Source organism: Variovorax sp. Root411, assembly GCF_001425205.1.
Taxonomy (GTDB): Bacteria; Pseudomonadota; Gammaproteobacteria; order Burkholderiales; family Burkholderiaceae_C; genus Variovorax.
The window spans coordinates 754,226-776,750 of record NZ_LMDW01000001.1 but is presented as its reverse complement, the minus strand read 5'-3'; the positions used below and the strand labels follow the sequence as shown (position 1 = coordinate 776,750).

The following is a 22,525-nucleotide window of genomic DNA, read 5'->3' as shown; positions in this document are numbered from 1 at the left end:
GTGTGTGGTTCCTTCTTTGTTGTTCAGGGGGCCGGACGGCCTTGGGTGCTCGCAGCAAGCGAAGGCTCCTGCGGCATCGCGTCTTTCGCGGCGCTGCCGCTGCCCTTCTGGATCGCTTCCCAGACGCGGCTGGGCGAGGCGGGCATGTCGAAGTCCTTGACGCCCAGCGGCGCCAGCGCGTCGAGCACGGCATTGATCACGGCGGGCGGCGAGCCGATGGCCCCCGCCTCGCCGCAGCCCTTGGTGCCCAGCGGGTTGTGCGTGCACGGCGTGCACACGGTGTCGAGCTTGAACTGCGGGAAGTCGCCGGCGCGCGGCATGGCGTAGTCCATGAAGCTGCCGGTGAGCAGCTGGCCGGTTTCGTTGTCGTAGACGCAGTTTTCCAGCAGCGCCTGGCCGATGCCTTGCACCAGCCCGCCGTGCACCTGGCCCTCGACGATCATCGGGTTGATGATGGTGCCGAAGTCGTCCACGGCGGTGAAGCGGTCGACGCGCACCTCGCCGGTCTGCTTGTCGATCTCGACTTCGCAGATGTAGGTGCCACCGGGGAAGGTGAAGTTGGTCGGGTCGTAGAAGGCGGTTTCGTTCAGGCCGGGCTCCAGCTTGTCGAGCGGGTAGTTGTGCGGCACGTAGGCCGTGAGCGCCACCTGGCCGAACGGGATCTTCTTGTCGGTGCCCTTGACCGTGAACTCGCCGTTGGCGAACTCGATGTCGGCGTCGCTTGCCTCCATCAGGTGCGCGGCGATCTTCTTGGCCTTGGTCTCGATCTTGTCGAGCGCCTTCATGATGGCCGCGCCGCCCACCGAGATGGAGCGCGAGCCGTAGGTGCCCATGCCGAAGGGCACGCGGCCGGTGTCGCCGTGCACCACGTCGACGTTCTCGACCGGAATGCCCAGCCGCGCCGCCACGACCTGCGCGAAGGTGGTTTCATGGCCCTGGCCGTGGCTGTGCGAGCCGGTGAACACCGTCACGCTGCCGGTCGGGTGCACGCGGATCTCGCCGCATTCGAACAGGCCGGCGCGCGCGCCGAGCGCACCCGCGATGTTCGACGGCGCGATGCCGCAGGCCTCGATGTAGCTCGAGTAGCCGATACCGCGCAGCTTGCCTGCGGCCTCGGTCGCCGCCTTGCGCGCGGCGAAGCCGTCGACCTCGGCCAGCACGCGGGCCTTGTCCATGCAGGCGTGGAAGTCGCCCGTGTCGTACTGCAGCGCGACCGGTGTCTGATAGGGAAAGGCGGTGATGAAGTTGCGCTTGCGGATCTCGTCCTGGCCCAGGTTCATTTCCCAGGCGCAGCGCGACACGAGGCGTTCCAGCAGGTAGGTGGCCTCGGGCCGCCCCGCGCCGCGGTAGGCGTCGACCGGCGCGGTGTTGGTGAACCAGGCATCCACCTCGACGTAGATCTGCGGCGTCGTGTACTGCCCTGCCAGCAGCGTGGCGTAGAGGATGGTCGGCACCGCGGTCGAGAAGGTCGACAGGTAGGCGCCGAGGTTGGCGTCGGTGTGCACGCGCAGCGCGAGGAACTTGCCTTGGCTGTCCATCGCCATCTCGGCGTGGCTCACGTGGTCGCGGCCGTGCGCGTCCGACAGAAAGCATTCCGAACGGTCGGCCGTCCACTTGATGTTGCGGTTGAGCTGCTTGGCCGCCCACGTCAGGCACACGTCTTCCGCATACAGGAAGATCTTGGAGCCGAAGCCGCCGCCCACGTCGGGTGCGATCACGCGCACCTTGTGCTCGGGCAGGCCCAGCACGAAGGCCGTCATCAGCAGGCGCTCGACGTGCGGGTTCTGGTTCGACACGTAGAGCGTGTAGTCGTCAGTACCGCGAGCGTAGCTGCCGATAGCCACGCGCGGCTCGATCGGGTTGGGAATCAGGCGGTTGTTGACCAGGTCGAGCTTGGTGACGTGCGCGGCATTGGCGAACACCGCATCGACCGCCGCCTTGTCGCCCAGCGCCCACTTGTAGCACTGGTTGTCGGGCGCCTCGTCGTGCAGCGTGACGCCGCTCGCCTTTTTCGCCGCGTCGGCCACGCTCACGAGCGCGGGCAGCACCTCGTAGTCGACCACCACCGCTTCGGCGGCGTTCCGGGCCTGCTCGACCGTCTCGGCCACCACCATCGCGACGTGGTCGCCGACGTAGCGCACCTTGTTGATCGCAAGGATCGGGTGCATCGGCTCCTTCATGGGGGTGCCGTCGGGGTTGTTGATGAGCCAGCCGCAGGGCAGCCCGCCCATCTTTCCTTCGATGTCCTTGCCGCTGAAGATGCCGACCACGCCGGGCATCTTCAGCGCCTCGGCGATGTCGATCGACCTGATGGCGGCGTGGGCATGCGGCGAGCGCACGAAGACCGCATGGCTCTGGTTGGCCAGCGTGATGTCGTCGGTGTAGTTGCCGGCGCCGGTCAGGAAGCGATAGTCTTCCTTGCGCCGCAGGGCTTCGCCGATGTGGGGCAGGTTCGAGAAGTCGGAAGCACCCATGATGTTGCTCCCTTCACGCCGTGACGGTTGTCTTGACCGGCGTGCCCGAGACCATGGCCTCGCCGCCCATCTTCACAGCCTTCACGATGTTCTGGTAGCCGGTGCAGCGGCACAGGTTGCCCTCGAGCAGTTCCCGGATTTCCGACTCGCTCGACTTGGGATGGTGGGTGCAAAGGTCGATGGCGCTCATGACCATGCCCGGGGTGCAGAAGCCGCACTGCAGGCCGTGGCATTCCTTGAATGCAGCCTGCATGGGGTGCATGGTGCCGTCGGCCTCGGCGATGCCCTCGATGGTAGTGATGTCCGCGCCCGTCGCCTGCGCGACCAGGATGTTGCACGACTTGACTGCCCTGCCGTTGACGTGGACGGTGCAGGCGCCGCACTGGGCGGTGTCGCAGCCGACGTGGGTTCCGGTGAGGTGGAGGTGCTCGCGGATGGCGTGGACGAGGAAAGTATTGGGAGGAGCGTCGACCGTGACCTGACGGCCGTTGACCTTGAAAGCGACCTGCATTTGGCTGTCTCCGTGAAAGGTGATGGCTGGTTCAGCAAAAAGCATCTTGGATGCCCACCTTTCGCACTATCCTAGGCAAAACCCTCGACTCTTGCACAGAGTGCGCGAAATTCTCAAAATGAAACAGCTTGCCGTCCGGCAGGCCGGGAAAAAGCCGCCCCACACGCGCGAAAAACCACGATGCCCGCCACTGTCGTTTCGCCACCTCCTGAGCGTTCCCTGGCCATTGCCCAAGCCCGCCGCGAACTGATCGAAGGCGAGTCGCCTCCTCGTGCGCGCGGCGCCGCGTGCGTCGATTCGTGGATCACCCGTTCCTGGCAGCGCTGCATCGAGGCCGGCCGCCGGCCGCAGCAGCGGGTCAGCTTCGATCCGGTGAGCCGGGCTGCCGGCTGCGACGTCGCCGAACGCAACCGGGCGCTGGTTTCGGCGGCCCGGCCGGTGATCGACCGGCTTTCGCGCGCCATCGCCGACACCCGCTATTTCGCCATCCTGACCAATGCCGACGGCGTCGTGATCGACGTGGGCAACCTGCCCGGCGGCGTCGACGCCGCCAGTCGCCATGCGCGCGACATCGCGCGCGTCGGCGTCGACCTGTCGGAACGCGCCATCGGCACCAGCGCGATCGGCACCGCGCTGGCCGAGCAGGAATCGGTGTGGCTGCACCGCGGCGAGCATTTCTTCGACGACACCAGCGTCTACAGCTGCGCCGGCGCCCCGCTCTTCGGTCCCCGGGGCGACTGCATCGGCATGCTCGACCTGACCGGCGTGCAGGTGGTCGAGCGCCCGGAGCTGCGCCACCTGGCCACCCTGTCCGCGCGCAGCATCGAGAACATGCTGCTGATCCGCGAGCCCTGCGAACTGCTGTTGCACCTGGCCTGGCCGGGCAGCCCGAGCAGCGAGGCCACCGAGGGGCTGCTGTGCATCGACGCTGGCGGCGGCATCACCGGCGCCAATGCGGCGGCCCGACAGATGCTGCACCAGCCGCTGGCGCGCTGCGAACACGCATTGAATTTCAACGACCTGTTCGCGCTGCCCCTGCACATGATGTTCGACGTGGCCCGGCGCGGCGACGCAGTGCTCGAAGTGCCGCTCTGGTCGGGCCTGCGGGTGCAGGCGCGGCCCCGGCGCGGCGGCGGCAGCCCCGAAGGCGCTCCCGCATCCAGCACCCGCCCGCGATTGCGCGACGTCGAAACCGAGCTGATCCGAAAGGCGGTGGCCGACGCGCGCGGCAACGTGGCGGAAGCCGCGCGGGCCCTGGGCATCAGCCGTGCCACCGTCTACCGCAAGCTGTGGCGCGGCCGCTCGGCCGGCATGCCGGACTGAGCGCGGCGCTCAGCTTTCCTGCTTCTTCACATTCAGGCACCCACGGGCACCTTGTCCAGGAAGCCCGTGACCGAACGGAGCTTGCCGGCATCCAGCTGGGCGAAGTCGGTGCCCTGGATCAGGTCTTCCGCCCCGCTCGGCCCCAGCGTCCACGAGAAGCGCAGGTGGTCGCCATGCGCGTCCGCCTTGCCCAGCAGGTTGAAGCGGAAGCCCGGATAGCGCTGGTGCACCGCGCCGACCAGCGCGCTGATCTGCTCATACCCGCTGGCCTGCGCCATCGGGTCCGCGTAGTGCGCGTTGGCGGCCCACCCGGCTTCGATCAGCGCGGCGCGGCGCGTGGCGTCGGTTTCGTTCCAGACGGCGATGTAGCGTTGGGCGATCGCGGTGGCATCGTGTGCGGCGGTGTTCATGATGACGATTCCTTTCGAGGGGTTCGACCCGCAACATCGCGGGGTGAAGGAATGGTCGCGCCGCACGCGATTCGCGTCGATGACGTGGCAGGTTATGCGGCAAGGTCCATCGAGGCGTTCGCATCCAGCGGAAACACTGGCCGGCGCACTTTGCTGAACGGGAACAGGCCGTAGTCCGAACTGGTCACACCCGGGCTGTCGCACTCCACCAGCGCGGCCGACAGCGGCTCGAACACCGGCCGGCAGTACATGCGCGACTTGAGCAGCAGGAAGCGCTCCTTGCGCGGATCGAGCCCCGCGCACTCGAAGACACCGATGTCCCACGGCTCCTGCGTGCGCTCGGTCACCACGATGCGCGCAGCGCCGATGTCGAACAGCACCGTGCGCCCCATGCTGCTGCGCTGGCCGGTGTAGGTGGGACCGGTGATCACGTACTCGCCGTTGCTGATGGTGCGCACGGTGCCCGTCAGGCGCACCGGCGTTTTCTTCAAGCCTATGCCTTCCAGCGAGACCTTGTTGCCGAGTGCGACGGTCGCCTCCGCGCCCTCCCCCGCCGCAATCAGTTCGGCCACCGCTTCGGGGTCGCACAGCGGCCCCACGCCGATGCCGTGCAGCCCTTGCGCCAGCGCTTCCTGCAGCACGTCCATGGTGTCGCAACTGCCGCCGGACATGCAGTTGTCGCCATGATCGAGCAGCAGCACCGGGCGCGTGGCGCCCTCGGCGATGAGCTTTGCGCGGGCCACCGATTCCGCCAGCGGTTCACTGCGGTAGATGAAGGCTTCGCGCTCGCTCCACATCTGCATCGCGATGCGGTCGGCCGTGGCCTGCGCGCGTTCGGGCGATTGCGCGTCGACCACGATCACGCTCATGCACGGCGCCTCGATGTCCGACAGCGAAAAGCCCGCCAGGATCGACACCGCGAGCGACTCCGACGATTTCTCGGCTTCCCGCGCCGCCTCGATGGCGCGCTGCATCGCACCGGTGAACGAGGCGCTGCGCAGCGTGTGCGCCATCAGCGGCAACTGGCGCCAGCGCATCGCCGGCCTGCTGCGCCCGACCAGCAGGTCGAACAGCAGGCGACCGGCATGCTCGCCGGTTTCGTACATATCGATGTGCGGATAGGTCTTGAAGCCGACGATGACATCGGCGTTCTCCACCATCGCGGGCGTGACGTTGGCATGCAGGTCGAGCGCCACGCCGATGGGCGCGCCCGGCGCCGCCGCGCGCAGGCGCACGAGCAGGTCGCCTTCTCCGTCGGTGCTGTTCTGCGCGACCATCGCGCCGTGCAGGTCGAGCAAGATGGCGTCGCAACCCGGCGCCGCTTCGACGATGCACTGCGTGAGTGTGGTGTAGGCCTGCGCATCGACCGGCCCACTCGGATTGGCCGAGGCCGACACCGGCGTGACCACCGTCGCGCCGGCCTGCTCGGCCAGGTCGATGAAGGCCGACATCGCCGTGCGCATGCCCTTGTTGTCCCGGTAGGCCTGTTCGCCGAAGGTCGGGCCATCGGGACCGAAAGCCGCGAGCGGCGTGGGCACGGGCGAGAAGGTGTTGGTCTCGTGGTTGAGACGTGCGATCAGCACCTTCATGACGACGCCACTCCCGCGCTTTGCAGCATCGCCTGCAGCAGCACGTTGCAGCCGGCTTCGAGGTGGTCGGGCTGCGCGTCCTCGATCTCGTTGTGGCTGATGCCGTCGAGGCAGGGCACGAAGATCATCGCCGTGGGGCAGACACGCGCAAGGTACACCGCGTCGTGGCCGGCACCGCTGATCACGTTCATCCAGCTCATGCCCTGCGCCTGCGCGGCCTCGCGCACGGCGGACACCAGCTTGGGCGTGAAAGGCTGCGGCGGGAAGTAGACGACCTGCTCCACCGACATCTCGACCTTGCCCTTCGTCGCGATGCGCTGCACCGCTTCTTTCAGCTCGGCATCCATGGCCGACAGCACCACGTCGTCGGCCGCGCGCAGGTCCACGCTGAGCTTCACGCGGCCCGGGATCACGTTACGCGAGTTCGGATAGTTGTCGATCCAGCCGACCGTGCCGCGCGCATGCGGCGCGTGCGCCAGCGCAATGCGGTTGACCTCGATCACGAGCTCGGAGGCAGCCAGCAGCGCGTCCTTGCGCAGTTCCATCGGCGTGGGGCCGGCATGCGCTTCCATGCCCTGCACCACCACGTCGTACCAGCGCTGGCCCAGCGCCCCTTCGACCACGCCGATCACGCGCTCGTTGGCTTCGAGCACCGGGCCCTGTTCGATGTGCGCCTCGAAGTACGCGCCCACCGGCGATGCGGTGGCCGATGCAGGCGTGCTGCCCGCGTAGCCGATGGCGGCAAGCGCGTCGGACACGCTCACGCTGTCGTTGTCGCGCTGCGCCAGCGCATGCTCGAGCGTGAAGGCACCGACGAACACGCCGGAGCCCATCATCACGGGCACGAAGCGCGAGCCCTCCTCGTTGGTCCACACCGCCACTTCGAGCGGCGCTTCGGTTTCGATCTTCGCGTCGTTCAGGCTGCGGATCACCTCCAGCCCCGCGAGCACGCCATAGTTGCCGTCGAACTTGCCGCCCGTGGGCTGCGTGTCGATGTGGCTACCGGTGGTGATGGGCGGCAGCGCGTTGTTGCGGCCGGCGCGGCGCGCGAAGATGTTGCCGATGGCGTCCACGCGCACTTCGCAACCCGCTTCGCGCATCCAGCGCGTGAACAGGTCGCGGCCCTGGCGGTCGAGGTCGGTCAGCGCGATGCGGCAGACGCCGCCTTTCTTGGTGGCGCCGAGCTGCGCCAGTTCCATCAGCGAGTTCCAGAGCCGCTGGCCGTCGATGCGGAGTTCGGTGTGTGAGTTCATGGCTTTGCGATAAGGAAGGGGGTTGCGGGAAGCCTCAGGCGAGGCCCACGCCCAGGTAGCGGTCTTTCACTTCATGGTCGGCCATGAAGGCTGTGTTGTCGGCCTCGTGGACGATCACGCCCTGCTCCACGATGTAGTGGCGGTCGGCCAGCTGCACGCAGACTTCGAGGTTCTGCTCGACCAGCAGGATGGCCACGCCGGCCGCCTTGATGGTCTTCAATTGCGCGACGATCTCCTCGACGATCACCGGCGCAAGGCCTTCGACCGGCTCGTCGAGGATCAGCAGGCGCGGATGGTTCATGAGCGCGCGGCCGATGGCCAGCATCTGCTGCTCGCCGCCCGAGAGCTGCCCGCCGCCGTTGCGACGCCGCTCCTTGAGGCGCGGAAAGATGCGGTAGATGTCGGCCAGCTGCCAGGGCGATTCGCGCCGCAGGCCGAGCAGCAGGTTTTCTTCCACCGTCAGCAGCTTGAAGACGCCGCGGTGCTCGGGCACCAGGCACACGCCGCGTGCGGCGATGCGGTGCGGCGGCATGCCCGCGATGTCCGCGCCCTGGAAGCGCACGCGCCCACCGGTAGGCGTGACCGCTCCTGCAATGCTCTTGAGCGTGGTCGACTTGCCCGCGCCGTTGCGGCCCAGCAGCGTGACCAGTTCGGCGTCGCCAACGCGCATCGAAACGCCCTGCAGCACATGGCTCTTGCCGTAGTGCGCGTGAAGCGCCTCGATTTCGAGGATGGAATGGGTCATTGGCGAACCTCTGTTCTTGGATGGCCGCTCGTGGTGCGGCTGTTGCTCCCTCTCCCCTCGGGGAGAGGGTTGGGGTGAGGGCCGACGGCGATGGCAAAGGCAGCACACCTGCGAAGGCCCATGCCCTCACCCCCACCCTCTCCCCAGGGGGAGAGGGAGCAAGAGACGGCGCTCATGCTTTTCCTCCGGTGATCATGTTGCCCAGGTAGGCCGTGCGCACGCGCGCATCGGAGCGAATGTCGCCCGGCAGCCCTTCGGCGAGCACGCGGCCCAGCTGCATCACGGTCACGGTGTCGGAGATGTCCATCACGATGTTCATGTTGTGCTCGATCAGCACCACGGTGTGCCGGTCGCGCAGGCTGCGGATCAGCTGCTTCATGTCGTCGAGGTCGTCGATGCCCATGCCCGAGGTCGGCTCGTCGAGAAAGATCGCCTTTGGCCTCGCGGCCAGCGCCATGCCCACTTCGAGGCGGCGCTGCTGGCCGTGCGACAGCTCGCTGACCGGCGTGTTCGCCAGCCGTTCGAGCCCGACGCGCTGCAGCACCTCGTCCACCGTCTGCGTGCAGGCCAGTTCGCCGACCGGCGCGCGCCAGCAGTTCATGGCCTGGCGCGGCGAAACGCCCTGCGCCGCCACCCGCAGGTTCTCGCGCACCGAAAGGCTCGTGAACAGCGCCGTGACCTGGAACGAACGCGCCATGCCGCGCTGCACGCGTTGGTGGTCGGGTTCGCGCGTCACGTCGTGGCCGTCGAACAGGATGCGGCCGCCCGTGGTGGTGCCGGTGCCGGTGAGCATGTGGAACAGCGTGGTCTTGCCCGCGCCGTTCGGGCCGATCACCGAGTGCACGGTATTGCGCCTGATCTTCAGGTCGACGCCGCCGAGTGCAGCGAACTTGCCGTAGTGCTTGGTGACGCCGACGGCTTCGATGAGGATGTCCGTCATGCTTTTTCTCCCAGGGCCGCAGGCACTTTGGCGCCAGCCGATGTCTTGCGGAAGATGCGGCGCCACGCGCCCTCGCCCAGCCCCCAGAGCCCGCGCTGCATGCCGATGCTCACGCCGATCAGCAGCAGGCCGAGCAACAACAGCCAGCGCGGCCACAGCGTGGAGAGCCAGTCGGCCAGCAGCACATAGAAGGCCGAGCCCAGCACCGAGGCGAACAGGTTGCCGGTGCCGCCGATCACGGTGATGACCAGGATCATCTCGCTCGTGTGGTACTCGGCGTTCGACAGCGGCGCGATGCCGGTCATCATCGCGTGCAGCCCGCCCGCCAGGCCGGTGACGGCGCCCGAGATCACGAAGGCCAGCAGCTTGAAGCGCTTGAGGTCGTAGCCCACGGCGGCGGCGCGGTCCTCGTTGTCGCGGATGGCCAGCAGCGTGCGTCCGAAGACCGAGTCGGTCACCTTGAGCAGCAGCCCGAACGCGATCAGGAAGATCACCGCGACGAAGGCGTAGTACTTCCACGGCGTGTCCATGAAACCGGGGCGCGGCACATCGAGCAGGCCGTTGTCGCCGCCCGTGAGGTCGGTCGCGGTGTAGGCGATGAAATAGAACATCTGCGCGAAGGCCAGCGTGAGCATCACGAAGTAGGTGCCGCGCTGGCGGATGGCGACCCAGCCGACCAGCGCCGCGCCGAGCGCGCCCATGGCCACGGCCGCGAGCAAGGCGAGCGGCATCGGCAGGTGCAGGCGCGTGAGCAGGATCGCGATGGTGTAGCTGCCCAGCCCGAAGAAGATGCCCTGCCCGAAGGACAGCAGCCCCGTGTAGCCCAGCAGCAGGTTGCAGCCCAGGGCCGCGAGTGCATAGATCAGCACCTCGCTCGCGAGCGAGCCCGAGCGCAGCACCAGCGGCAGGCCCAGCGCGGCGATCAGTGCCAGAAGGAAAGTGATTTTTCTCGGCATGGCGTTCATCCTTTTCGGCCGAGCAGGCCATGCGGGCGCAGCAGCAGCACGGCCGCCATCGCGATGTAGATCATCAGGCTCGCCCCCGGCGGCCAGATGGTGCTCATGAGGCTCTGCACGATGCCGATGAGCAGCCCGCCCACGAGCGCGCCGCCGAAGCTGCCGAGCCCGCCGATCACCACCACCACGAAGGCGACGCTCAGCGCCTCGACGCCCATGAACGGCTCGGCCCCGCGGATCGGCGCGGCCAGCACGCCGGCCAGCGCCGCCGTGGCCGCACCCAGCGCGAACACCAGGCTGAACACCCGGAACACGTTGATGCCGAGCAGCGACACCATCTCGGTCGATTCGCTGCCCGCGCGCACCGCGCTGCCCAGGCGCGTGCCTTCGAGCACCCACCACAGCAGCACCGCGAGCACGGCGGTGAAGCCGATCACGAACAGCCGGTACTTGGGATAGACGAAGGCGCCCCACGTGACCACGCCCTGCAGCAGATCGGGCGTGGCCACGCTGTTGCCCAGCGGGCCCCAGAACACGATCACGATCTCCTGCACCGCAAGCGCGAGGCCCACCGTCACGAGGATGTGGAACTCATGCGCCTTGGCATATACGCGGCGCAGCAGCAGCTTCTCGGCCAGCCAGCCCAGCGCGCCCACGGCCAGCGGCACCACAACCAGCGCGACCCAGAAGTCCAGGCCCCACTGCATGGCCTGGTAGCACAGGTAGGCCCCCAGCAGATAGAAAGCGCCGTGCGCGAAGTTCACGAAGCGAAGAAGGCCGAACACGATGGACAAGCCAACGGCCAGCAGGAAATACAGCATGCCGATGCCGATTCCGTTGATGGTCTGGAGCAGGTAGACGGTCATGGGCTCGTTGGCTTGCGTTGCGTCAGGCCAGCTTGCAGCCGGTCTTGTCGACGGGCAGGAACGATTTGCCCGAACTCACCACGTCGACGTAATCGGCAGGGTTCTTCATCTTCGACTTGGCCTTGCCCTTGAGCAGGTAGTAGTCCTTGATGACCTGGTGGTCGGCCTTGCGGATTTCTTCCGTGCCCGTGAGGCCGTCGAACTTCATGCCTTCAAGCGCGGCGATCACCGCCTTCTGGTCCACCGAGCCTGCGCGCGCGATGCCGTCGATCAGGATCTTGGTGCAGATGTACGAGCCCGCGAGGCTGTAATTGGGCACGATCTTCAGCTTGTCGGCCGTGCGCTTCACCAGGTCCTTGTTGAGCGTGGTGTCGGCCGTGTGCCAGTACTGCGCACCGAAGTACACGCCGTCGCATAGGTCGGCGCCCAGCTCGTCGAACTGCTCGAGCCCCGAGGCCCAGGCGATGAGGATCGTCATGTTCTTGTGCATGCCGAAGCTCACTGCCTGGCGCAGCGCAGCCGACGACTGCGCACCGAAGTTCAGCAGCAGCAGCACGTCGGGCTTGGCGGCCATCGCGTTGGTGAGGTAGCCGCTGAACTCCTTCTCGTTGAGCGAGTGGTAGCTGTTGCCCACGTGCTCGATGCCCTTCTCCTGGAAGATGTTCTTGGCCGCACCCAGCAGGCCCTCGCCGAACACGTACTGCGGCGTGATGGTGTACCAGCGCTTGGCCTTCGGCATGGTGGCGATCAGCGGGCGCACCGTCTGCTCGATGGCACCGAAGGTGGGCACCGACCAGCGGAAGGTGGCGGGGTTGCAGTCCTTGCCGGTGATCTCGTCGGCGCCCGCGGTGGTGATGAACAGGCCGCCGGCCTTCTCGGCCTCCTTGCCCATGGCCAGCGCTTCGGACGACAGGATGCCGCCCGCGAAAAACTTCGCGCCCTGCTGCTGCGAGGCTTCCTGCACCTTGCGCACGGCGGTGGCGGGCTTGCCTTCGGTGTCGAGCACCGTGTAGGCCAGCGGACGTTTGAGCACGCTGCCGTATTGCTCGATGGCCAGCTTCATGCCCAGGTCGGCGAACTTGCCATTGGCAGCGAACGCGCCCGACATGGGCACTGGGCAGCCGAAGCGGATCGCGTCCGCCGATTGGGCGAACGCGGCGCGGCCGGCCAGGAGCGAGGCGGGGGCAGCCGAGAGGGCGGCGAGTTGAAGAAGAAGTTGTCTGCGTTGCATGGAGGAACTCCGGTCGTGGTGAGGGGTAGGAAAAAGGAAGCAGTGGGGCAAGCGCCGGCAAATTTAAGCGGATAAATAGGATTAATATGCTGGTAAAAACCCGTTAGCAAGCCTTGTGCCCAAAACCAGATCGAACTCCCGAATGACGCCGTTTAAGATCGCGCGCTGTTGCGCACCCCGCGCATCTCCCGATGGGCATGGAGCGTTTCAATGAGAGTGGGAGAGAACCGCCCGAAGCGGCAAAAGCTCTCGGACGTCATCGTCGAAGACGTCAAGCGCTGGATCGTGGCGGAGCGCAAGCAGCCCGGCGACCGGCTACCGAACGAGAAGGAACTGATCGAGCTCTTCGGCTATTCGAAGAGCACCGTGCGCGAGGCACTGAAGGCGCTGGAGGTGCGCGGCCTGATCTCCATCCGCACCGGTCCCGGCGGCGGGGCCTACCTGCAGCAGGTGTCGGTCGAGCATGCGTCGGAGCCGCTGCGCAACTTCCTGCACTTTCACCACCTCGACGGACACCACATCTATCAGCTGCGCAAGGCGCTGGAGCCCGAGCTGGCCGTGAGCGTGGTCGGCAAGCTGACGACGGAACAGTTCGAGAAGCTGGAAGAAAACATCCGGCTGTGCACCATCGAGCCGACCAACGAGGACGAGCTGCGCACCCAGCGCGAGGCCGAACTGGCCTTTCACACCATGCTGGCCGAGGCCTGCCCCAATCCGGTGCTCTCCTTCATGTGCCGGTTTCTCAACGATCTGCTGCGCGACCTCGTGGTCTACAAGAAGGCGCTGGACCATCACCACTTCGGCGAGACGAACGTGGACTACCACACGCAACTGCTGGCCGCCTACCGGCGCGAAGATGCCGACGAAGTGCGGCGCCTGATGACCGAACACATGGTCGATGCCGAGCAGCACATGCACGAGATGGAGGCGCACATCGGGGCGAAGCATCTGTTGCTGCCAAGCGGGCAGCGTTAGATTTTTCAGGGCGCAGCGCTTGTGCTGGCCGATCAACCAGTGCTCTGAATGATCCCGCCGATGCGGGGGCCTTTTTCGCGAAATAAAGGAGGAGCGAAGCGGGGGACATTCGCGAAAAAAGTCACCGCGTCGGCGTGAGCGCCGCCGCGATTCACGCATGCGCCCTCTCCAGACACTCCTGAAACGCCAACACCGCCCGTGAAGGCTTCGGCGAACGGCGCAAAAGACTCACGAACCGGCACGCATAGTTGAAGCGCGCCGGCAGCACCGCCTTCATGAGCCCGCGCTGCTCGAACACCTGCGCGTAGTGGTCTGGCAGGAAGCCAAGGAAGCGCCCCGAAAGAATCAGCGTCGCTATCGCCTCCTGGTCGAAGCCAGTCGCCTTGCGCGACAGCCTCGCGCGGTGGCTCAGCTCCATGTTCGGCGAGTGATAGCCCAGCCCGGCGAAATGATGCGCGCCCAGCTTCGACCACGTGAGCTTCGCGTGCGGGCTGCCGAACAGCGGGTGCCCCTTGCCGCAATACAGCAGCATGGTCTCGTCGAACAGGTCGGCATACACCAGGCTTTTCGACGTGCGGTGCGCCGGAATGATGCCGATCTGGAAGTTGCCCTCCAGCACGCCCTGCTCGATCGCGTTGATCGAGCCCACATGCACCGCGAGGTTCACTTCCGGTGCGATCTCGGTAAAGCGCGCGATGGCCTCGCCGATGCGCGCCTTCGGGTTGGTCGCGGTCTTGTCGAACAGCGCCACGTCCAGCTGCCCGCCCATGCGGTTGTGGATGTCGTCGATGCTGCCGCGGAAGGCGTCGACCGAGGCCAGCAGCCGCAGCGTCTCGTCGTACACGCGCTGCCCCTCGGCCGTGAGCGCGAAGCCGGCCCGCCCGCGCCGGCACAGCACCAGCCCGAGCCGCGTCTCCAGGTCTTTCACGTGGCGGCTCACGGTGGAGGTGCCGATGTTCAGCTCCAGCTCTGCCGCCGCCATGCCGCCGCAATCGACCACACTCTTGAACACCTTGAGCAGGCGCAGGTCCATGTCGCTGAGCTGCCCCAGAACGGCGCGGCTGCGGGTGCTCTGGGCACTGTTCTGGCCCTTCTCTTTTACTTGCATTAACTGCCAAGTGAACATTGATATTGCGCCATTCTCCACACTGAAGGCTCTGCGAACAATCGGCACATCCCATCACCCCCGGAGCCCGCCTCGTGCGGGAAGCGCCATGACCCTCGCCACGCCCGCCATCGAACCGACGCCCGCCCTGCGCACCGACGCCGCCTGGCTCGACGCGCACTGGATGCCCTACACCGGCAACCGCAGCTTCAAGGCCGATCCGCGGATCATCGTGGAGGCCAAGGGCGCCTACTTCACCGACGCCGACGGCCGCAAGATCTTCGACGGCCTCTCCGGCCTGTGGTGCTCGGGCCTGGGCCACGGCCGCCCCGAGATCACCGAGGCGGTGAGCCGCCAGATCGCCAAGCTCGACTACTCGCCGGCCTTCCAGTTCGGCCACCCGCTCTCGTTCGAGCTGGCCAACAAGATCAAGGAACTGACGCCCGCGGGCCTCGACTATGTGTTCTTCACCGGCTCGGGCTCCGAAGCCGCCGACACCTCGCTGAAGATGGCGCGTGCCTACTGGCGCACCAAGGGCCAGGCGAGCAAGACGCGCCTGATCGGCCGCGAGAAGGGCTACCACGGCGTGAACTACGGCGGCATCTCGGTGGGCGGCATCGCGGCCAACCGCAAGCTGTTCGGCCAGGGCGTCGAGGCCGACCACCTGCCGCACACGCAGCTCGCATCGAACGCCTTCACGCGCGGCATGGCCGAGAACGGCGCCGAGCTGGCCGACCGCCTGCTCGACCTGATCGCGCTGCATGACGCCTCGAACATCGCGGCCGTTATCGTCGAACCCTTCGCGGGCTCGGCCGGCGTGGTGATTCCGCCCAAGGGCTACCTGAAACGCCTGCGCGACATCTGCACCGCGAACAACATCCTGCTGATCTTCGACGAGGTCATCACCGGCTTCGGCCGCTGCGGCGCGCTCACGGGTGCCGAAGCCTTCGGCGTGACGCCCGACATCATGAACATCGCCAAGCAGGTCACCAACGGCGCACAGCCGATGGGCGCCGTGGTCGCGAACAAGGACATCTACGACACCTTCATGGCGGCAGGCGGCCCCGACTACATGCTCGAGTTCCCGCACGGCTACACCTACGGCGCGCACCCGGTGGCCTGCGCCGCGGGCATCGCCGCGCTCGACGTGCTGCAGAAGGAAGACATGATCGGCCGCGTGCAGGCGCTGGCGCCGCACTTCGAGAACGCAGTTCACAGCCTGAAGGGCAGCAAGCACGTGGCCGACATCCGCAACTACGGCCTCGCCGCGGGCATCACCATTGCTGCGCTGCCTGGCGAACCCGCGCGCCGTCCGTACGAGATCGCGATGAACTGCTGGAAGAAGGGCTTCTACGTGCGCTACGGCGGCGACACCATCCAGCTCGCGCCGCCCTTCATCGCGGAAAAGGCCGAGATCGACCGCATGGTCAACGCGCTGGCCGACGCGCTGGCCGAGACGGCCTGATCGGAGGCCGGGTCCTACAGGCGGCGCGTCGGCCGCCTTCCAATAATCGGCGCAATGACGGTATTGCGCAGCGACATCCCCGCCCGCCTCGACCGCCTGCCATGGTCCCGCTGGCACTGGCGCGTGGTGATCGCACTGGGCGTGGCCTGGGTGCTCGACGGCCTCGAAGTCACGCTCGTGGGCTCCATCGGCGCGGTGCTCGAGCGGCCCGACACGCTCGGGCTCACGGCCGGCGAGATCGGCCTCACGGGCTCGGTGTACGTGGCGGGCGCGGTGCTCGGCGCCCTGCTCTTCGGGCGGCTCACCGACCGGCTCGGGCGCAAGAAGCTGTTTCTCGTCACGCTGGTGGTCTACACCATCGGCACGCTGGCCACCGCGTTCTCTCCCAACTTCGCCTTCTTCGCGCTGTGCCGCTTCGTCACGGGGCTGGGTATCGGCGGCGAGTACGCAGCCATCAACTCCGCCATCGACGAACTCATTCCGGCGCGCGTGCGCGGGCGCGTCAACCTCGCGATCAATGGCAGCTTCTGGATCGGTGCTGCGCTGGGCGCGGCGCTGAGCCTCGTACTGCTCGACGCGCGCGTGATCGGCCCGGTGTGGGGCTGGCGCGCGGGCTTCGCGCTGGGCGCAGTGCTGGCGGTGGCGATCCTGCTGGTGCGGCGCCACGTGCCCGAGAGCCCGCGCTGGCTGGTTGCGCACGGGCGGGCCGATGAAGCCAGGCGCATCGTCGAACGGATCGAGGCCGAGGTCGAAGCGCAGCACGGACCGCTGCCCGCGCCGCAAGGCCATGTGAACTACACGGCCGCGCGCCCCAACAGCCCGCCAATGCGCGAAGTAGCGCGCGTGCTGCTCAGGCGCTACCCGCAGCGCAGCGTGGTCGCGCTGGCGCTGATGATCTCGCAGGCCTTCTTCTACAACGCGATCTTCTTCACCTACGCGCTGGTGCTCACGCGCTTCTATGGCGTGTCCGAAGGCGACGTGGCGCTCTACATCTTTCCGTTCGCGCTGGGCAACGTGCTCGGGCCGCTGCTGCTGGGGCCGCTGTTCGACAGCATCGGGCGGCGACGGATGATTGCGCTGACCTATGTGCTCGCGGGCGCCGGCCTCGCGCTGACGGGCTGGGCCTTCATGATGGGCTGGCTCGACGCACGCAGCCAGGCGCTGTGCTGGTCGGCGGTGTTCTTCCTGGCGTCGGCGGCGGCGAGCTCCGCGTACCTCACGGTGAGCGAGGTGTTTCCGCTGGAGATGCGGGCCATGGCCATCGCGATCTTCTATGCGGTCGGCATGGGCGCGGGCGGCTTCGCTGCGCCGCTGCTGTTCGGCCTGCTGATCGAGACCGGCAGTCGGGGTGCGGTGATGGTGGGCTACGGCATCGGGGCGGCGCTGGTCATCATCGCGGGGCTGCTGGCCCTGCGCCATGCGGTCGACGCGGAGCGCAAGCCGCTGGAGGAAGTGGCGCCGCCGCTGTCATCCGAAGCCGGCGGCGAACGCTGAGCGTGCGCTACAGCGCGCAGGTGCGAAAGCCGACGAAGCCGTCGTCTCGTTCCGGCAGCGCAAAGCCGCGGCGGCGCGGCGAACGCAGGCGCGCACGCGTCGCGAACGAAGCCCCGCGCAGCACGCGTGCGCGGCCGAAAGCGGCGGCCGGATCGAACTCGCCGCCCGCGCTCCACGGGTCGGCCCGATACCCGGGCCACGGCTGCAGCGTGCCCGCCGTCCATTCATGCACATCGGCCCAGCGGAAGCCGCGCCGCGCGGCCGTGTGCGCCGCGATCTCCCATTCGACCTCGGTCGCGATGCGCCGCCCGGCCCAGCGTGCCCAGGCGTCGGCCTCCCACCAGCTCAGGTGCACCGCGCTGTGATGGCCGGCGGCGCGCACCGTCGCGCCGAAGCGCTGTTGCAGCACCGAACCGCCGGTGCCGCTGCGCGCCGCGCCGATCTGCTCGACGTGGCGCGGCCCGCGGCGGCCCTCGACCTGCGCGGCCAGCCAGCGCCAGCCTTCGCCGGACCACAGCTCCTCGCGGTCGTAGCCGCCGTCGTCGACGAATTCGATGTACTGGTTCCAGGTGACGGGCTGCGCGTCGATCTCGAACTCGGGCACGTCGACGCGATGCGCCGCACGTTCCTGCGCGAAGGCGAAGCCGCTCTCGGGCATGCCCAGCTCCCAGCGCGTGGCCGGCAGCAGCAGCGGCTCGCGCGTGACGGCGATGGGCACCTGCTCGAAGCCCAGCGGCAGCCCCAGCGTCTGCGCCATCACCACGAACTGCTCGCCGCGCATGTCTTCGTGGAACAGCGCGAGGCGATAGAAGTACAGGCCGGCGTCGGTCTCGGCCGCGTTGTCGAGCAGCTCGAGCGTGCTCTCCAGTGTTTCGAGCAGGTAGGCCTTGGTCTGCGCGAGGTCGGGCATGTCGGGCGTCCAGCGCCGCTGCGGCGCGCTCTGCGCCGGATTCCACCAGCCGTCGGCGCCAGGGTCGATGGCAGCAAGGCGCGTGGGCCGCACCGGGCAGTCGGCCCCGAAGGCGCGCTGGGTGTTGCGACCGATCCACCATTCGGCGAACCAGCCGATGTGGCCGGCCAGCCAGACCGGCGGCACGACATCCGGCGCGGGGGGCACCGGCATGCCCTCGCCGAGCGTCTGCTCATAGAGCGACAGCAGGTGCAGGGTATGGTTGCGCGCATCGATCAGCGCCAGCGAAAGCAGGTCGCGGCCCGCCCGAGAGATGTCGGGAGAATCGATCGACTGAGACGTCGCCGCGGCGGGAGCCGGAAGTGGGCGTGGTGTCTGGGCCATCGGCCATTATGGCCACGCGCCGGTCCCCGGGTACGCCCCGAAAGACACTTTCCATTACATCGATAGAATTCGTCCCGCCTCCCGCACCCGACCCGCTGGCACACAAGGCCAGTGCGTCGGGTGCCGTCGTATCGGGAGGCATCCAATACAAAAATGGAGATGTAATGCAAGGCTTGCTCAAGCTGTCCCGGGCCATCGACTGGCTCAATGCCCAGGTGGGCAAATACGCCATCTGGCTGATCCTGGCCGCCACGGCGATCAGCGCCCTCAACGCGGTCGTGCGCAAGGTGTTCAACACCAGCTCCAACGCGTTCCTCGAAGTGCAGTGGTACCTGTTCGCGTGGTCGTTCCTGATCGCCGCAGGCTTCACGCTGCTGCACCGCGAGCACGTGCGCATCGACGTGGTCAACAGCCGCCTGTCCAAGCGCAAGCAGGTGTGGATCGACATCATCGGCTTCGCCTTCTTCCTGACGCCGCTTTGCATCGCGGTGCTGTGGCTGTCGACGCCCGTGGTGATCCAGATGTATCAGTCGGGCGAGATGTCCGGCAACTCGGGCGGGCTGATCCGCTGGCCCGTGTGGGCGGCGCTGCCGGTGGGCTTCGTGCTGCTGTTGCTGCAGGGCTGGTCGGAACTGATCAAACGCATCGCATTCCTGCGCGGGGAAGGGCCTGACCCGATGGGCCGGCTGACGGACAAGACAGCCGAGGCCGAACTCATCGAAGCCCTGCGCCTGCAAGCCGAGGCGGATGCCGCCAAGGCCGCAAAACCGCAACACTGAACGGCCAAGCAGACAAACACCATGGAATTCATTGTTGCCAATTTCGCCCCGATCATGTTCGCGGGGCTGATCTGCTTCCTGCTGCTAGGCTTCCCCGTGGCATTCAGCCTCGGGGCCTGCGGCCTGTTCTTCGGTCTCGTCGGCATCGAGCTCGGCGTGTTCCAGTCGTCGGTGATGGCATGGCTGCCCCAGCGGTTGATCGGCATCATGGCCAACGACACGCTGCTGGCGGTGCCCTTCTTCACGCTGATGGGGCTCGTCCTCGAGCGAAGCGGCATGGCCGAAGACCTGCTCGACACGGTCGGCCAGGTGTTCGGCCCGATGCGCGGCGGCCTGGCGCTGGCGGTGATCTTCGTCGGCGCCCTGCTGGCGGCCACCACCGGCGTGGTCGCGGCCTCGGTCATCTCGATGGGCCTGATCTCGCTGCCGATCATGCTGCGCTATGGCTACGACCGGCGGCTTTCCAGCGGTGTCATCGCGGCTTCCGGCACGCTGGCGCAGATCATCCCGCCCTCGCTGGTGCTGATCATCATGGCCGACCAGCTCGGCCGCAGCGTCGGCGACATGTACAAGGGCGCCTTCCTTCCCGGCTTCATGCTGATGGGCCTGTACGTGCTCTACGTCGTGTTCCTCGCGATCTTCAAGCCGGCGCAAGTGCCCGCGCTGCCGGCCGAGGCGCGCACCTTTCGCGAACCCAACGGCAGCGGCGGCTACGTGTCGCTGGTGGCCCTTACCGCCCTGTCGGCGCTGGTGGCCGCCTGGCTGGCGCGCAACATGGAAGCGGTGCACACATGGTTCCAGGGCGAGCCCGTGACCTTCGTGGCCACCGACGAGAAAGTGGTGGTCGCCATGTGCGGCGGCGTGTTCGTGGCGCTGGTGATCGCGCTGATCAACAAGGGCCTGAAGCTCAACCTGCTGTCGCGGCTGGCCGAACGGGTGACCTTCGTGCTGATCCCGCCGCTGCTGCTGATCTTCCTGGTGCTGGGCACCATCTTCCTGGGCGTGGCAACGCCCACCGAAGGCGGCGCCATGGGCGCCATGGGCGCGCTGGTCATGGCCTGGGTGCGCCGGCGCATGAGCTTCTCGCTGTTGAAGCAGGCGCTGGCCTCGACCACCAAGCTGTCGAGCTTCGTGATGTTCATCCTGATCGGCGCTACGGTGTTCAGCCTGGTGTTCCAGGCCGCCGACGGCCCGATCTGGGTCGAGCACCTGCTCTCGTCGCTGCCGGGTGGACCGGTGGGCTTCCTGATCGCGGTGAACGTGCTGGTGTTCTTCCTGGCATTCTTCCTGGACTACTTCGAGCTGTCGTTCATCGTGGTGCCGCTCCTGGCGCCGGTGGCACACAAGCTTGGCATCGACCTGATCTGGTTCGGCGTGCTGCTCGCGGTGAACATGCAGACCTCGTTCATGCACCCGCCGTTCGGATTCGCGCTGTTCTTCCTGCGCTCGGTGGCGCCTGAAAAACAGTACGTCGATCGCGTGACCCAGAAGGTCATGGAGCCGGTGACGACGATGCAGATCTACAGGGGCGCGATCCCGTTCGTGCTGATCCAGCTCACGATGGTCGGCGTACTCATCGCCTTCCCGCAGATCGTGACGGGCAGCCTCGACAAGGAAGTCAAGGTCAACCTCGACGACATCGGCGCGCAGATGCGCGACAGCCTCAAGCCGGAAGGCGACGCCACGCCCGCCGACCCCTACGGCACGCCGGAAGAATCCGCTCCGAAGGTCGAGCCGGGCACGCCCAGTGCGGGCACCGGTGCGGCGCCGGCCACGCCGGAGCCGCCCGCCGAAAGCGGCGAAAGCGATCCCATGAAAGCCATGCAGGACGCGCTGAAGCCGCAGAAGCCCTGAGGTGGCGCGAAGCCGGGGCTCGCCAAGCCCCGGAAGGCTCATGAAAAAAGGCCGGCCTGCGAAAGCAGGCCGGCCTTTTTGCTGGCTGACCGCGAAGGGCGGCCGCGCAGCGGATGCTCAGATCTTGACCGAGTTCATGTACTGGTTGAACGGGTACTCCGAGAAGCGGTTCCACAGGATCTGGTCGCGCTGGAATGCACGCATGTCCTGGTGGATCTTCTTGAAGTCCGCCGACTTGGCTTCATGCTCGGCGAACACTTCCATCGAGGCCTTGAAGCCCGCGTCCATCACGGCCTTGGGGAACGGCTTCAGTTGGGTCTTGGCGGCCACGAGGCGCTTGAGCGCGACCGGGTTGAAGGCGTCGTACTTGGCGATCATGTCGCGCGCGGCAACCTTGGTCGCCGCATCGAGGATGGCCTTGTTCTCGTCCGACAGCTTGGCAAACGCCTTGTTGTTGATGAAGAACTCGAGATCGGCTCCGCCTTCCCACCAGCCGGGGTAGTAGTAGTACGGGGCGACTTTGTTGAAGCCCAGCTTCTCGTCATCGTAGGGGCCGACGAACTCGGCCGCATCCAGCGTGCCCTTTTCGAGCGCCTGGTACACGTCGCCCGCGGGCATGTTCTGCGACACCACGCCCAGCTTGGCCATCGCCTCGCCGAACACGCCGCCGCCCATGCGCATCTTGAGGCCCTTGAGGTCTTCGACCGCCTTGATTTCCTTGCGGTACCAGCCGCCCATCTGCGTGCCGGTGTTGCCGGCGCTGGCGGTGCGGAAGTTGTATTGCGCGAAGAAGGCGTCGAGCAGCTTGCGGCCGTTGCCGTACTCCTTCCAGGAGTCGGTCTGGCGCGCGGTCAGGCCGAACGGCACTGCGCAGCTGAAGGCGAAGATGGGGTCCTTGCCGGTGAAATAGTAGGCCGCCGTCTGCGCCATCTCGAGGGTGTCGGCCTGCAGCGCATCGACCACGCCGAACGCGGGCATCAGTTCACCTGCGGGATGGACCGAGATCTCGAACTTGCCGCCCGACAGCGCCTTGACCGTCTTCGAGAGCATCTCGGCGCTGCCGAAGATGGTGTCCAGGGACCGGGGAAAGCTCGACGCCAGGCGCCAGCGAATCGCGGCTTGCGCGTGAACGGCCGGCGCAATGCCAGCGGCCAGAACGCCCGCGATGCCGGCGTTTTTGATGAGGGAACGACGATCCATTGATAGCTCTCCGAGTTCTTGGAAAAAACAAAACGCGGCTTGTGACCGCGTTGGGGACTGT

At 67.1% G+C, this 22,525-nt stretch carries 19 protein-coding genes; 6 read left to right on the top strand and 13 right to left on the bottom strand.

The window, feature by feature from the left end:
• Nucleotides 1-23: 23 nt before the first annotated feature.
• Both ASC92_RS03540 and ASC92_RS03535 read right to left on the bottom strand, forming a co-directional pair.
• Nucleotides 24-2,474 (bottom strand): xanthine dehydrogenase family protein molybdopterin-binding subunit, encoded by a 2,451-nt coding sequence (locus ASC92_RS03540; protein ID WP_056510345.1) that lies wholly within the window; start codon nt 2,472-2,474, stop codon nt 24-26.
• Nucleotides 2,475-2,487: 13 nt separating this feature from the next.
• A complete protein-coding gene (locus ASC92_RS03535; RefSeq protein WP_056510343.1) occupies nt 2,488-2,985 on the bottom strand; it encodes a (2Fe-2S)-binding protein in 498 nt (165 codons plus the stop codon).
• 180 nt (nt 2,986-3,165) lie between these two features.
• Here ASC92_RS03535 and ASC92_RS03530 point away from each other — a divergent pair, with 180 nt between their 5' ends.
• Nucleotides 3,166-4,308, top strand: a complete 1,143-nt coding sequence (locus ASC92_RS03530) for a helix-turn-helix domain-containing protein (protein ID WP_056510341.1) — start codon at nt 3,166-3,168, stop codon at nt 4,306-4,308.
• 32 nt (nt 4,309-4,340) lie between these two features.
• Here the strand turns inward: ASC92_RS03530 and ASC92_RS03525 are convergent, their stop codons facing one another.
• The 8 genes from ASC92_RS03525 to ASC92_RS03490 all read right to left on the bottom strand — a co-directional run bounded on the left by ASC92_RS03525 (nt 4,341) and on the right by ASC92_RS03490 (nt 12,298).
• Nucleotides 4,341-4,718: a nuclear transport factor 2 family protein gene (locus ASC92_RS03525; RefSeq protein WP_056510339.1), complete on the bottom strand. Its 378-nt coding sequence runs from the start codon at nt 4,716-4,718 to the stop codon at nt 4,341-4,343.
• Nucleotides 4,719-4,810: 92 nt separating this feature from the next.
• Complete coding sequence (locus ASC92_RS03520; protein WP_056510337.1) at nt 4,811-6,307, bottom strand: M81 family metallopeptidase; 1,497 nt, start codon at nt 6,305-6,307, stop codon at nt 4,811-4,813.
• On the bottom strand, nt 6,304-7,560 hold the full coding sequence (locus tag ASC92_RS03515) for a Zn-dependent hydrolase (RefSeq protein ID WP_056510335.1): 1,257 nt from the start codon (nt 7,558-7,560) through the stop codon (nt 6,304-6,306). Before ASC92_RS03515 ends, ASC92_RS03520 begins: the two co-directional genes overlap by 4 nt.
• 34 nt (nt 7,561-7,594) lie before the next feature.
• Entirely contained in the window at nt 7,595-8,305 is a 711-nt protein-coding gene (locus ASC92_RS03510) for an ABC transporter ATP-binding protein (RefSeq protein WP_056510333.1), read from the bottom strand.
• 172 nt (nt 8,306-8,477) lie between these two features.
• Entirely contained in the window at nt 8,478-9,245 is a 768-nt protein-coding gene (locus tag ASC92_RS03505) for an ABC transporter ATP-binding protein (protein WP_056510331.1), read from the bottom strand.
• The gene (locus ASC92_RS03500; protein ID WP_056510329.1) at nt 9,242-10,201 is read right to left on the bottom strand and encodes a branched-chain amino acid ABC transporter permease; all 960 of its coding nucleotides are present in this window, start codon (nt 10,199-10,201) and stop codon (nt 9,242-9,244) included. Before ASC92_RS03500 ends, ASC92_RS03505 begins: the two co-directional genes overlap by 4 nt.
• Before the next feature lie 5 nt (nt 10,202-10,206).
• A complete protein-coding gene (locus ASC92_RS03495) occupies nt 10,207-11,067 on the bottom strand; it encodes a branched-chain amino acid ABC transporter permease (RefSeq protein ID WP_056510327.1) in 861 nt (286 codons plus the stop codon).
• A gap of 22 nt (nt 11,068-11,089) precedes the next feature.
• A complete protein-coding gene (locus ASC92_RS03490; protein ID WP_056510326.1) occupies nt 11,090-12,298 on the bottom strand; it encodes an ABC transporter substrate-binding protein in 1,209 nt (402 codons plus the stop codon).
• Nucleotides 12,299-12,508: 210 nt separating this feature from the next.
• On the opposite strand from ASC92_RS03490, the gene ASC92_RS03485 reads away from it, so the two are divergent.
• Nucleotides 12,509-13,273 carry a FadR/GntR family transcriptional regulator gene (locus ASC92_RS03485; protein WP_056510324.1) on the top strand — a complete coding sequence of 255 codons (765 nt, stop codon included), beginning with the start codon at nt 12,509-12,511 and terminating at the stop codon, nt 13,271-13,273.
• A 151-nt stretch (nt 13,274-13,424) separates the two neighbouring features.
• Here ASC92_RS03485 and ASC92_RS03480 read toward each other — a convergent pair whose 3' ends face one another.
• Entirely contained in the window at nt 13,425-14,381 is a 957-nt protein-coding gene (locus ASC92_RS03480; RefSeq protein ID WP_056510322.1) for a LysR family transcriptional regulator, read from the bottom strand.
• Nucleotides 14,382-14,487: 106 nt separating this feature from the next.
• Here ASC92_RS03480 and ASC92_RS03475 point away from each other — a divergent pair, with 106 nt between their 5' ends.
• Both ASC92_RS03475 and ASC92_RS03470 read left to right on the top strand, forming a co-directional pair.
• Complete coding sequence (locus tag ASC92_RS03475; protein WP_056510320.1) at nt 14,488-15,843, top strand: aspartate aminotransferase family protein; 1,356 nt, start codon at nt 14,488-14,490, stop codon at nt 15,841-15,843.
• A gap of 54 nt (nt 15,844-15,897) precedes the next feature.
• Complete coding sequence (locus tag ASC92_RS03470) at nt 15,898-17,337, top strand: MFS transporter (RefSeq protein WP_056510318.1); 1,440 nt, start codon at nt 15,898-15,900, stop codon at nt 17,335-17,337.
• A 7-nt stretch (nt 17,338-17,344) separates the two neighbouring features.
• On the opposite strand, the gene ASC92_RS03465 is transcribed toward ASC92_RS03470, so the two are convergent.
• Nucleotides 17,345-18,631 (bottom strand): SUMF1/EgtB/PvdO family nonheme iron enzyme, encoded by a 1,287-nt coding sequence (locus ASC92_RS03465; protein WP_056510315.1) that lies wholly within the window; start codon nt 18,629-18,631, stop codon nt 17,345-17,347.
• 164 nt (nt 18,632-18,795) lie between these two features.
• Between ASC92_RS03465 and ASC92_RS03460 the strand changes: the two genes are divergently transcribed.
• The gene (locus tag ASC92_RS03460) at nt 18,796-19,410 is read left to right on the top strand and encodes a TRAP transporter small permease subunit (protein WP_056510313.1); all 615 of its coding nucleotides are present in this window, start codon (nt 18,796-18,798) and stop codon (nt 19,408-19,410) included.
• Between the two features lie 21 nt (nt 19,411-19,431).
• Complete coding sequence (locus ASC92_RS03455; RefSeq protein ID WP_056510311.1) at nt 19,432-21,264, top strand: TRAP transporter large permease; 1,833 nt, start codon at nt 19,432-19,434, stop codon at nt 21,262-21,264.
• 117 nt (nt 21,265-21,381) lie between these two features.
• Here the strand turns inward: ASC92_RS03455 and ASC92_RS03450 are convergent, their stop codons facing one another.
• Entirely contained in the window at nt 21,382-22,464 is a 1,083-nt protein-coding gene (locus ASC92_RS03450; protein ID WP_056510310.1) for a TRAP transporter substrate-binding protein, read from the bottom strand.
• Nucleotides 22,465-22,525: the final 61 nt, after the last annotated feature.

What these genes read in the sequence shown, in the direction of transcription:
- ASC92_RS03540 (WP_056510345.1), bottom strand. Translation starts at nt 2,474, where the DNA reads ATGGGTGCTTCCGACTTCTCGAACCTGCCCCACATCGGCGAAGCCCTG.
- ASC92_RS03535 (WP_056510343.1), bottom strand. Translation starts at nt 2,985, where the DNA reads ATGCAGGTCGCTTTCAAGGTCAACGGCCGTCAGGTCACGGTCGACGCT.
- ASC92_RS03530 (WP_056510341.1), top strand. Translation starts at nt 3,166, where the DNA reads ATGCCCGCCACTGTCGTTTCGCCACCTCCTGAGCGTTCCCTGGCCATT.
- ASC92_RS03525 (WP_056510339.1), bottom strand. Translation starts at nt 4,718, where the DNA reads ATGAACACCGCCGCACACGATGCCACCGCGATCGCCCAACGCTACATC.
- ASC92_RS03520 (WP_056510337.1), bottom strand. Translation starts at nt 6,307, where the DNA reads ATGAAGGTGCTGATCGCACGTCTCAACCACGAGACCAACACCTTCTCG.
- ASC92_RS03515 (WP_056510335.1), bottom strand. Translation starts at nt 7,560, where the DNA reads ATGAACTCACACACCGAACTCCGCATCGACGGCCAGCGGCTCTGGAAC.
- ASC92_RS03510 (WP_056510333.1), bottom strand. Translation starts at nt 8,305, where the DNA reads ATGACCCATTCCATCCTCGAAATCGAGGCGCTTCACGCGCACTACGGC.
- ASC92_RS03505 (WP_056510331.1), bottom strand. Translation starts at nt 9,245, where the DNA reads ATGACGGACATCCTCATCGAAGCCGTCGGCGTCACCAAGCACTACGGC.
- ASC92_RS03500 (WP_056510329.1), bottom strand. Translation starts at nt 10,201, where the DNA reads ATGCCGAGAAAAATCACTTTCCTTCTGGCACTGATCGCCGCGCTGGGC.
- ASC92_RS03495 (WP_056510327.1), bottom strand. Translation starts at nt 11,067, where the DNA reads ATGACCGTCTACCTGCTCCAGACCATCAACGGAATCGGCATCGGCATG.
- ASC92_RS03490 (WP_056510326.1), bottom strand. Translation starts at nt 12,298, where the DNA reads ATGCAACGCAGACAACTTCTTCTTCAACTCGCCGCCCTCTCGGCTGCC.
- ASC92_RS03485 (WP_056510324.1), top strand. Translation starts at nt 12,509, where the DNA reads ATGAGAGTGGGAGAGAACCGCCCGAAGCGGCAAAAGCTCTCGGACGTC.
- ASC92_RS03480 (WP_056510322.1), bottom strand. Translation starts at nt 14,381, where the DNA reads ATGCAAGTAAAAGAGAAGGGCCAGAACAGTGCCCAGAGCACCCGCAGC.
- ASC92_RS03475 (WP_056510320.1), top strand. Translation starts at nt 14,488, where the DNA reads ATGACCCTCGCCACGCCCGCCATCGAACCGACGCCCGCCCTGCGCACC.
- ASC92_RS03470 (WP_056510318.1), top strand. Translation starts at nt 15,898, where the DNA reads ATGACGGTATTGCGCAGCGACATCCCCGCCCGCCTCGACCGCCTGCCA.
- ASC92_RS03465 (WP_056510315.1), bottom strand. Translation starts at nt 18,631, where the DNA reads ATGGCCCAGACACCACGCCCACTTCCGGCTCCCGCCGCGGCGACGTCT.
- ASC92_RS03460 (WP_056510313.1), top strand. Translation starts at nt 18,796, where the DNA reads ATGCAAGGCTTGCTCAAGCTGTCCCGGGCCATCGACTGGCTCAATGCC.
- ASC92_RS03455 (WP_056510311.1), top strand. Translation starts at nt 19,432, where the DNA reads ATGGAATTCATTGTTGCCAATTTCGCCCCGATCATGTTCGCGGGGCTG.
- ASC92_RS03450 (WP_056510310.1), bottom strand. Translation starts at nt 22,464, where the DNA reads ATGGATCGTCGTTCCCTCATCAAAAACGCCGGCATCGCGGGCGTTCTG.